Origin of the sequence: Luteococcus sp. Sow4_B9, from assembly GCF_052116585.1 — a bacterium.
Lineage (GTDB): Bacteria > Actinomycetota > Actinomycetes > Propionibacteriales > Propionibacteriaceae > Luteococcus.
In genome coordinates this window covers 26499-36182 of record NZ_JBQKKT010000025.1, presented here as the reverse complement: position 1 = coordinate 36182, position 9684 = coordinate 26499, and the positions used below count along the sequence as shown (strand labels likewise).

The following is a 9684-nucleotide window of genomic DNA, read 5'->3' as shown; positions in this document are numbered from 1 at the left end:
AAGCACAGCAATGTGTGGAGCTGACCGATACTAATAGGCCGAGGGCTTGTATCCTACAAAGATGTTACGCGTCCACTGTGTGGTTCCCGAGGTACGGTCGGGAACACCCCCACAAAGCACCCCCCACAAAGAGGGCTGCACACACGGGGGTAGAACACGATAGATATCTCCATAGTGTTTCGGTGGCCATGTCAAAAGGGAAACACCCGGTCCCATTCCGAACCCGGAAGTTAAGCCTTTTAGAGCCGATGGTACTGCAGGAGGGATCCTGTGGGAGACTAGGACGCCGCCGGACTTACACAAACACCCCTTTGGGTTGTCACCACGGTGACACACCCAAAGGGGTGTTTTCATGTTCAAGAACGATCAAAGTATCGCTGCGCCACTGGCGTGCGGCAGGATGGACCCATGGCTGACTACCCAAGCAACAACTCGTCGGACAACTCGTCGGACAACGAGCGTGCCCACCAGCGCGACGCGCGCTCTGGCCAAGGACGAGGTGGAGGCTTGCGTCGTGATGCTCGCGGCGAGTCTGGCTCGCGCGAGTTCTACGGCCGGGACGATCGTCAGGGTGGCCGTGGCTACGGTTCCCGAGATGATCGCGGGCGCGGAGGAGATCGCCCGGAGCGACGTGGACCCTCCAACGATGGTCGGGGACGTGAGGATCGCGAACGCGGATACGCGGGCCAGGACCGGCGCAGCGATCGAGACGATCGTCGTGGAGCTTTCGGCAGCCAGGAGGGGCGGGGCTCTCGACGCGGTGCCGGCGAGCAAGGACGCGAGGGTGCCTTCGATCGCCGAGAGGGTGGATACTCGCGTCGGGATGATCGCTTCGAGTCTCGAGAACGCGGGTATGGACGCCGGGATGACCGCTCGTCGCCCCGTGGAGGCGGATATGGACGTGGTGATGATCGCCTCGATTCTCGTGACCGGGGCTACGGTCGCGGCGACGGACAGGGATCAGGGAGCCGCGGCTATCGCCGGGATGATTCCCGTCCAGGGGGACGGGGCCTGAACCGGGATGAAGATCGTGCCGGTTACTCAGCCGGTGACTCCTGGGGCGATCGTCAGGGTTCGGGAGACCGGCGTGGTTACGGTCAGGGTGCCGATCGCGGCGGATCGGCTGGCCGCAATGACGACCGTCGCTCCCACGATCGCTCGCGTGGTGAGCGGCGGGATGCTGGACGTGATCGTCGATCCGACCGCTTTGAGGACCGTGGAAACCGGGGACCCTTCCGCGAGGATCGGCACGAAGGTCGCCGTGAGGAGGAGCACTTCATCCGTCCGGGGCTGGCCGCTCGTGACGACGAACCGGAAACGCCACCAGAGGTTGATGAGCGCACGCTTCCCGGTCCGCTGCGAGCCGAGCTCAAGGGCCTGCCGAAGGAACTCGCGGCCATCGTGGCTGCACACATCATGGCCGCCGGTGAACTGATCGACGAGGACCCGGCCCTGGCCTACCGTCACGCCGAAGCAGCCAGACGGCGGGCGGCGCGTCTGCCGGTCGTGCGCGAGGCAACGGCCGAGACCGCCTATGCGGCAGGGGAGTTCGCGGCGGCACTCAACGAGTACCGGGCATTGCGTCGCATGACCGGAAATCCGGAGTACCTGCCTGTCATGGCCGACTGTGAGCGAGCTCTTGGACGGCCGGCCAACGCGCTGAAACTTGCCAAGGAGGCTGCGCAGGAACGGCTGGCTGGTGAGCAGCAGGTGGAAATGCTGCTGGTGGAGGCAGGCGCCCGGGATGACCTGGGCCAGCGGGCAGAGGCCCTGCGCCTGCTGAAGAATGCCATCGCGGAAAAGCGGTTGCCCAAGGAGTCTCAGGCCCGTCTGCGCTATGCCTATGCGGACATGCTGGAGCGCAGTGGCGAGCAGGTCGCTGCGCGGCAGTGGTTCGTCACAGTCGAGCACCTTGACACCGAACAGGCGCTCGATGCCCAGGACCGGATCAACGCACTGGACGGTTTCGTGCTCGAGATTGGCGAGGACGATGCGGATGAGGAGCTCGGTGAGGGGGAGCCCAGTGTCGAGGAGCCCAGTGTCGAGGAGCCCAGTGTCGAAGAGCCCGGTGACGAGGAATCGCCAGTCGGACGCACCGACAAGGACGAGGACCTTGAGCCGGTTGAGGAGCGAGACGATGAGTGACGAGTCCGAGGCCTTGGTCGAAACCTACCGAGCTGCACTGTTCGACCTGGATGGAGTTGTCTACCTTGGCCCGAGCGCCGTCCCGGGAGCTGCAGAGGGCATTCAGGAACTCAGGCATCGGGGCACCCAGATTGGGTATGTCACGAACAATGCTGCACGCCGCCCGGCAACGGTTGTCGAGCACCTCACCGAGCTAGGGGTGCCGGCAGAACTCGCCGACGTGGTGACCAGCGCCCAGGCGGGCGCTCGGATGCTGACCGAGCAGCTCCCCGCGGGCAGTCGGATTCTGGTGGTGGGAACGCAAGCCCTGGCGGATGAGGTCGCCGCGGTCGGCATGGCTCCGGTGTGGACGCTCCAGGATGAGCCAGTAGCCGTGATCCAGGGCTATGACCCGCAGATGACCTGGCCCCGTCTGGATGACGCGTGCCGAGCCATCCAGGGTGGGGCGGCGTGGTTTGCCACCAACACCGACTCCACTCGTCCCACTGACACCGGACTGGTTCCCGGGGCGGGGGCCCAGATCGCGGCGGTTCAGGTGGCTGTCACGACGCAGCCCCTGGTGGCGGGGAAGCCGTGCACCCCGCTGTTGGAGGAGACGATGCGACGGTTGGGTACGAGCGAGGCGATCTTCGTCGGGGATCGGCTGGACACGGACGTGATGGGAGCCGTGGCCGTCGGCATGGATTCCCTGTTCGTCTTCACCGGGGCACACGGCAAGGCGGACCTGCTTGCTGCCGACGAGTCCTGCCGACCCACCGCGATCGGACATGACCTGAGGGCCCTGCTTGCCCCGGCGCGGATTGCGGAGCTGGGGGAGTCGGAGGCACGGTGCAACGGCGTGCGAGCCCGAGTCGAGAACGGCCGCGTCCGGCTGGACGACATTCCCTCCGAGCGGGAGGGCCAGCTGGACGCCCTGTGGGCGGTACTCCAACTGGTCTGGCGCGACACCACGTTGGATGCGGACGTGGTCAACCAGCTGGATCTGCTCCCGTGAGCGAGACCGCTGACGGTGAGGTGAGGCCGCGTCCCCGGACCGGGCATCCCGACGTCGACGAAGCGCTGCGCAGCGTTGAGGATCTCGGCGGGAAGGACCTGCGGGAGCACCATGACCTGCTCTCGGGAGTCCAGGACCAGCTCGCTGCGGTTCTCGAGGAGAGTCGACGTCCGCCCGTCGCCTCGATTCCCGAAGGGCTGCGGCCGCGCCGGGCCGAGGGCGCCCCCGACCCCGCGGAGCCGCGCCATGGCTGACGGCCTTCGGCTTGATGTGCTCCTGACGCAGCGGGGCCTTGCGCGCAGCCGAAGTCTCGCCCGAAAGCTGGTGGAGGACGGTCTGGTGGAGGTGGACGGGAAGCTCGCGTCGAAGGCCTCTCTCAGCGTGGCGCCAGATGCAGCGATCACCCTGAGGGAACACGTGCAGTGGGCCTCGCGTGCGGCAATCAAACTGCTCGGTGCATTGGATTCGCTCGGATGGGATCGCGTCCCCCAGCGAGTGCTGGATGCCGGCGCCTCCACAGGGGGATTCACCGAGGTGCTGCTGAGCCGCGGAGCGCTGCAAGTCCATGCGGTGGACGTCGGGCACGGACAACTCGTCCAGCACCTGCGGGAGGATCCGCGCGTGGTGGTCCGTGAGGGGCTCAACCTGCGTGATCTCGCCATCGCCGACGTCGGGGGTCGCCCAGTTGACCTGGTGGTCTGCGACGTGAGTTTCATCAGTCTCGGCCTGATCCTGGAGCGGCTCTTCTCCGTCCTGTCACCCGAGGGGCGAGCTCTGCTGATGGTGAAGCCACAGTTCGAGGTGGGCCGCCGCAACCTCACCTCCACAGGGGTCGTGCGCGATGAGGCGACCCGGCTGGCCGCCGTCGAGGCAGTCTGTCAGCAGGCCCGGGAGCTCGGCTGGCGGGACGTCTGGCGCGAGCCGAGCCAGTTGCCGGGGCCGGCCGGGAACATCGAGTACTTCGTGCTCTTCGAACGCGCGTGAGCTGTGCCTCGCGTGCTGTGTGGCAACCACACCCGGCGGGATTGTCGTCATGCGCGGCTAGGGTGTCTGCGTGAGTGTTGAGATGAGCACGGATCCCACACAGCGCAGCGTCGCGGTCATGCTGCACCCCACCCGGCCCGAGGCCCTGGTGGCCGCGACGGACTTCATCGAGCAGATCGCGGAGCGGGGTATCCGCACCGAGGTGCTGCCGGAGTCGTACGACGTCGTGCGTGCCAGCGTGAAGTCCGAGGTGGAGATCGGGCGACTGGACGGGTGCGACCCAGAGGTCGAACTTGTCGTGGTCTTCGGTGGGGACGGTTCCATCCTCCGTGGGGCCGAGACGGCACTGCCGTGGTGCGTGCCGCTGCTCGGGGTGAATCTGGGCCATGTGGGCTTCCTCGCAGAGCTGGAGGCCTCCGAGATCGGGACACTTGTGGACCAGGTCACCGAGCGCAGTTACACCGTCGAGCGTCGACTCACGCTGTCCGTCGAGGTCTACGACCCCGAGGGCAAACTCCAGTGGTGGTCCTTTGCGGTCAATGAGGTGTCCGTGGAGAAGATCGCCAGGGAACGCATGCTGGAGGTCTTCGCCCTGGTGGACGAGCGGCCCCTTTCCCGCTGGGGCTGTGACGGCGTGCTGGTGAGTACCCCCACCGGCTCCACGGCCTACGCCTTCTCCGCAGGTGGACCTGTGATGTGGCCCGACGTCGAGGCCATCGAACTGGTCCCGCTGTCAGCACACGCCCTGTTCGCCCGCCCCGTTGTGCTGAGTCCCAAGTCCACGGTGGACCTGATCGTGCTCGCAGAACGCGGCATGCCGGCGGTCGTCTGGGCTGATGGCGCGCGCAGTGTCGACGCCGCAGCCGGTAGCCGCATCAGCTTGTGCCGAGGAGAGCACGACCTGCTGATTGCACGGCTCAGCCCACAGCCCTTCACCACGAGACTGGTCAAGAAGTTCGAGTTGCCGGTGCAAGGATTCCGGGGGCGTCGCTGATGCTGACCGAGCTGAGGATCCAGGGCCTGGGAGTGATCGAGCAGAGCGCCATCGAGTTCCATCCCGGGATGACCGCCGTCACCGGCGAGACCGGCGCGGGCAAGACCATGGTGGTGAGCAGTCTTGGCCTGTTGATGGGGACTCGCGCCGATGCGGGAGTGGTGCGTCATGGATCCCAGCGAGCTCTGGTGGAGGGGCGCTTCTCGAGCGTCGAGCACGTCGTGGGGCGGGTCGACGAGCTGGGCGGGGTCGTCGAGGACGGCGAACTCCTGCTGGCGCGCCAGGTCAATGGATCAGGTCGGTCCAGGGCCTTCGTCGGTGGTGCCCAGTCATCCGTGAGTGGACTTTCGGAAATAGCCAGTGAGTTGGCGACCATCCACGGACAGTCCGAGCAGGTGCGTCTGGGCATCCCCGAGCGACAGCGTGAGGTGCTCGACCGCTTCTGTGGACCCGATCATGCCGCGCGCCTCGAGGCCCACCGGGATGCCTTCGACCGGCGTGCCCGGCTCCTCGACGAGTTGGACGAGCTTGTCACTCGCGCCCAGGAACGAGCTCGGGAACAGGACCTGTTGCGTTTCGGCCTCGCCGAGATCGCCGCAGTGGACCCCCAGACGGGGGAGGAGGAGGCACTCACCGCGGAAATGACCCGCCTGCAGGCCATGGATGACCTGCAACGCCTGGCACAGCAGGCCTCGGAAGCCCTGAGCGGATCGGTGGACGGCTTCGACGACAGCCCGGGCGTGGTCGGCCTGTTCGGAGAGGCCCGCAAGGCCATGGAACAGGCGGAGGGGCTGGACCCGGCGGCGGCCGAGGTGGCCCAGCAGCTGCGTGAAGTGGGCTTCGTGGTGAATGACGTCGCGGCCAGTGTTGCGGGCTACCTGGCCGACCTGGACGCGGATCCCGCCCGGCTCGAGAGCATCGGTGAGCGTCGGGCCGCTCTGGCATCTCTCACCCGCAAGTACGGCAACACCATCGACGAGGTGTTGGCGTGGTCCCAGACCTCCGCCCAGCGCTTGGGCGAGCTCACCGGATCCGATGACAGGATTGAGCAACTGCGCGCCGAGACGGCGGACCTGGACCGGACCCTGCACCTGAGCGCAGAGCAGATCACGGCCACCCGTGCCGAGGCCGCTGATCTATTGGCAGCCCTCGTCCAGACGGAGCTGGCGGCTCTGGCGATGCCTCATGCCCGGCTCAGTTTCGAGCTGCGTCCCCTGCCCGAGTTGGGAAGACACGGTGCTGAGGCCGTGCAGCTGACCTTTGCCGCCAATCCTGGCCTGGCCGCGGCACCGCTGGGGAAGGTGGCCTCCGGCGGCGAACTCTCCAGGGTTCGGCTGGCCCTTGAGGTGGTTCTCGCCGATGCCAATGCCGGTGAGGAGCACGGTGTGCACACGTGCGTCTTCGACGAAGTGGACGCCGGCGTGGGCGGGGCGGTCGCCGTCGAGATCGGTCGTCGACTGTCGGCGTTGGCAAAGCACTGCCAAGTGATCGTGGTCACGCACTTGGCACAGGTGGCCGCCTTCGCCGACGCGCACCTGGTGGTCAGCAAGTCCACCAACGGGGAGGTCACCGTCAGCGACCTGCGACGGGTCACGGGCGAGGACCGGTTGGAGGAGTTGGCCCGGATGATGGGTGGCATTGGGTCCAGCGAGTCCTCGCGGGCACATGCTCGGGAACTCCTGGAGACCGCCGGGCAGCGCTGAGGCCCGTCTCGACGACGGGCATCAGTCGGTCACGGGCTGGTGAAGACCTCCGAGAGGTCGTGGGCGATGGGACGCTCCACCTGGTCCAGCAGGCAGCTCCGGGGGTCGCGATCCGGCCGCCAGCGCAGCAGCGTCACGGCATGCCGGAAGCGGCGACCCTCCAGCTGGTCGAAGGCCACCTCCACCACGAGCTCCGGCCTGAGTGGCACATAGGCAGCATCGGCGGCGGAGGTGAATCGGGAACGCTGTTTGCTCGCCTCCGCGACATCGCCCTCCGCCGTGCGCAGGACGAGCGGCTGGAGCTCCTCCGCCAGGCTGGTGCGCCGCGCTGCGGTGAACGAGCCGATGCCGCCGACGGGCACCAACTCAGTCCCGTCGTACATGCCGAGCAGCAGCGAGCCGACGCCCTGTCCGGACTTGTGCACCCGGTAGCCGATCACGACGGCCTCGGCGGTGCGCTTGTGCTTGATCTTGACCATCGTCCGCTTGTTCTGCTCGTAGGGGTCCTCATTGCGCTTCGCGACGACGCCGTCCAGACCAGCGCCCTCAAATCGCTCGAACCAGTCCTGGGCCTGTGCCTGGCTCCTGGTGACGCGGGTCAGGTGGATCGCGGGGGAGGTGATGCCCTCGAAGACCTGCTCCAGACGTGCCCGGCGTTCCCGGTAGCCGAGAGCCGTGAGGTCCTCGTCGCCCAGGGCCAGGAGGTCGAAGCACACCAGCTCGGCGGGGGTCTCCTGGGACAGTCGTTCGATGCGCGAGGCAGCCGGGTGGATCCGGGCACTGATCGCGTCCCAGTCCAGCTTCTGGGAGCCTTCCTCGCCAATCCGGACGACCAACTCCGCGTCGATGATGCAGCGTTGGGGCAGCGCGGAGAGCACCAGTTCCAGCACCTCCGGGAAGTATCGGTCCATCGGCTTCTTCGACCGGCTGAGGAGCTGCACCTGGTCACCATCGCGGCAGACGATGCAGCGGAAGCCATCCCACTTGGGCTCGTAACTCCAGCCGCCGGGCGTGGAGTCCGCGGCGGGAATGCTGCTGGCGGCCTTGGCGAGCATTGGGGCGATGGGCAGCTCGATCGGAAGCGACATGACCCCCAGTCTGGCAGGCGGTTGCCCCGGCGCGAGGGCGGCGTGGCCGTGCTCGTGCAGTCACTCGTGGCGAGAGACTGGTGGAGACTGGACGAGAACCCGCGCCGGGATCCCGCGAACGGGACAGACAGGAGAGACCATGACCATGCCGCTGGACCGCCCCGAGTTCTGGCCGATCGCCGGGCATCGGCTGCTTGGCAGCGGACGCGTGTGCACCTTCGTGGAGGACGACATCCTCCCGCCGAGCGGGCCCCGGTTCACCCGGCAGTACCTGACGCACCCCGGAGCGGTGGCGGTGATGGCTCTCGACGACGAGAACCGCATCGCGGTGGTGCACCAGTACCGCCACCCGGTGGCCATGAAGCTGGTGGAACCGCCGGCGGGTCTGTTGGATGCCGATGGCGAGTCCTACCTGGCTGCGGCGCAGCGCGAACTGGCTGAGGAGGCACTGCTCCAGGCCGAGGACTGGCGAGTGCTGGTGGACCTGTTCACCACGCCCGGCGGCTGCGAGGAGTCCATCCGGATCTATCTGGCGCGGTGCCTGTCACCAGCGCCTCGGCCCGCCGACTTCGTCGTGGAGGACGAGGAGGCACACATGGAGATCCACTGGGTGGCACTGGATGACCTGGTGGAGCAGGTTCTTGCCGGGACAGTCCAGTCACCGACCATGGTGAGCGGCACGCTGGCGCTGCAGACGGCCATCCTGTCCGGACGAATCGACGCCCTACGGCCCGCCGACGCACCCTGGCCGGCTCGAGACCAGTGGGCTCTCCGGCGCGACGAGCGCGCGGCCATGGAATCGTGAGCCCCGCCCCGTCCCCCGTCGACTGGGGGCCTCTGGCGCGCGTCGCGCCCCTGTGGCTGGACCACCTGGCGGTGGAGCGCGGCCTGTCGTCGAACACGCGCGACGCCTATCGACGCGATCTGGTGCGCTACTCCCAGTTCCTTAGCCTGCGTGGTGTCGACGACTTCGAGCAGATCGCCGCTCCGGATGTGCAGGCCTTCCAGGCGTGGCTGGCCACCGGGGATGCCGATCACTCGCCACTTGCCCCAGCCAGCGTCGCCCGATGCGTCGTCACGGTTCGCAACCTGCACAGATTCGCTGTCGAGGACGGCCTCGCTGGTGAGGACGTGGTTGCCGACATCCGGCCGCCCAAGCAGGGCACCCGGCTTCCCAAGGCGCTGTCCGTCGAGCAGGTCCAGGCCCTGTTGGAGTCGCCTGACCCCGAGTCAGTGGAAGGGCTGAGGGATCGTGCGCTTCTGGAACTCCTCTACGGCACGGGTGCCCGCATCAGTGAGATCTGTGATCTGGACGTGGACGACGTGGCCCGTGTACTGGCCAGTCCAGATGCAGGATTGCGGCTGCTGGGCAAGGGGAACAAGGAGCGTGTGGTGCCACTGGGGAGTTTTGCCCGCAGCGCCGTGGAAGCCTGGCTGGTGCGGGGGAGACCGGCCTGGCAGGAGCGCGCGGCGACGCCCGGTCCAGCCCTGCTCCTGAACAGCCTGGGCCGCCGGCTGAGCCGGCAGAGTGCATGGTTCGCACTGCAGAAGGTGGCCCGCGGTGCCGGACTCGATGTGGAGGTGAGTCCGCACAGCTTGCGGCACTCCTTTGCCACCCATCTGCTCGACGGCGGGGCCGATGTCCGCGTGGTGCAGGAGTTGCTGGGACACGCGTCGGTCACGACGACGCAGATCTACACGCTCGTGACGGTGGAGCACCTGCGTGAGGTCTACCAGCAGGCGCACCCCCGGGCTCGGTGAGCCCTGGGTGGACGA

11 protein-coding genes and 1 rRNA gene are annotated in these 9684 nt (G+C 67.4%); 10 read left to right on the top strand and 2 right to left on the bottom strand.

The window, feature by feature from the left end; all coding sequences use genetic code 11:
* The first annotated feature begins 178 nt into the window (after positions 1-178).
* Positions 179-295: ribosomal RNA gene (rrf, locus tag ACTQ49_RS12895) — 5S ribosomal RNA — on the top strand.
* Positions 296-460: 165 nt separating this feature from the next.
* On the top strand, positions 461-1015 hold the full coding sequence (locus ACTQ49_RS12890; protein WP_441828242.1) for a hypothetical protein: 555 nt from the start codon (positions 461-463) through the stop codon (positions 1013-1015).
* A gap of 26 nt (positions 1016-1041) precedes the next feature.
* Here the strand turns inward: ACTQ49_RS12890 and ACTQ49_RS12885 are convergent, their stop codons facing one another.
* A complete protein-coding gene (locus ACTQ49_RS12885) occupies positions 1042-1467 on the bottom strand; it encodes a hypothetical protein (RefSeq protein WP_441828241.1) in 426 nt (141 codons plus the stop codon).
* Here ACTQ49_RS12885 and ACTQ49_RS12880 point away from each other — a divergent pair.
* The 6 genes from ACTQ49_RS12880 (at position 1417) to recN (ending at position 6820) form a co-directional block, all read left to right on the top strand.
* Positions 1417-2145: a hypothetical protein gene (locus tag ACTQ49_RS12880; protein ID WP_441828240.1), complete on the top strand. Its 729-nt coding sequence runs from the start codon at positions 1417-1419 to the stop codon at positions 2143-2145. The genes ACTQ49_RS12885 and ACTQ49_RS12880 overlap by 51 nt on opposite strands.
* On the top strand, positions 2138-3139 hold the full coding sequence (locus ACTQ49_RS12875) for an HAD-IIA family hydrolase (protein WP_441828239.1): 1002 nt from the start codon (positions 2138-2140) through the stop codon (positions 3137-3139). The genes ACTQ49_RS12880 and ACTQ49_RS12875 overlap by 8 nt, the downstream gene beginning before the upstream one ends.
* Positions 3136-3393, top strand: coding sequence for a hypothetical protein (locus ACTQ49_RS12870; RefSeq protein ID WP_441828238.1), 258 nt, complete (start codon positions 3136-3138; stop codon positions 3391-3393). The genes ACTQ49_RS12875 and ACTQ49_RS12870 overlap by 4 nt, the downstream gene beginning before the upstream one ends.
* On the top strand, positions 3386-4123 hold the full coding sequence (locus tag ACTQ49_RS12865; RefSeq protein WP_441828237.1) for a TlyA family RNA methyltransferase: 738 nt from the start codon (positions 3386-3388) through the stop codon (positions 4121-4123). The genes ACTQ49_RS12870 and ACTQ49_RS12865 overlap by 8 nt, the downstream gene beginning before the upstream one ends.
* An 82-nt stretch (positions 4124-4205) precedes the next feature.
* Positions 4206-5117 (top strand): NAD kinase, encoded by a 912-nt coding sequence (locus tag ACTQ49_RS12860; RefSeq protein ID WP_441828246.1) that lies wholly within the window; start codon positions 4206-4208, stop codon positions 5115-5117.
* Positions 5117-6820 carry a DNA repair protein RecN gene (recN, locus tag ACTQ49_RS12855; protein WP_441828236.1) on the top strand — a complete coding sequence of 568 codons (1704 nt, stop codon included), beginning with the start codon at positions 5117-5119 and terminating at the stop codon, positions 6818-6820. The genes ACTQ49_RS12860 and recN overlap by 1 nt, the downstream gene beginning before the upstream one ends.
* Positions 6821-6849: 29 nt before the next feature.
* Here the strand turns inward: recN and ACTQ49_RS12850 are convergent, their stop codons facing one another.
* Complete coding sequence (locus ACTQ49_RS12850; RefSeq protein ID WP_441828235.1) at positions 6850-7908, bottom strand: ATP-dependent DNA ligase; 1059 nt, start codon at positions 7906-7908, stop codon at positions 6850-6852.
* 139 nt (positions 7909-8047) lie between these two features.
* Here ACTQ49_RS12850 and ACTQ49_RS12845 point away from each other — a divergent pair, with 139 nt between their 5' ends.
* Together ACTQ49_RS12845 and ACTQ49_RS12840 are read left to right on the top strand one after the other, a co-directional pair.
* A complete protein-coding gene (locus ACTQ49_RS12845) occupies positions 8048-8713 on the top strand; it encodes an NUDIX domain-containing protein (protein WP_441828234.1) in 666 nt (221 codons plus the stop codon).
* Positions 8714-8745: 32 nt separating this feature from the next.
* Positions 8746-9669 carry a site-specific tyrosine recombinase XerD gene (locus ACTQ49_RS12840; RefSeq protein WP_441828245.1) on the top strand — a complete coding sequence of 308 codons (924 nt, stop codon included), beginning with the start codon at positions 8746-8748 and terminating at the stop codon, positions 9667-9669.
* The last annotated feature ends 15 nt before the right edge of the window (positions 9670-9684 follow it).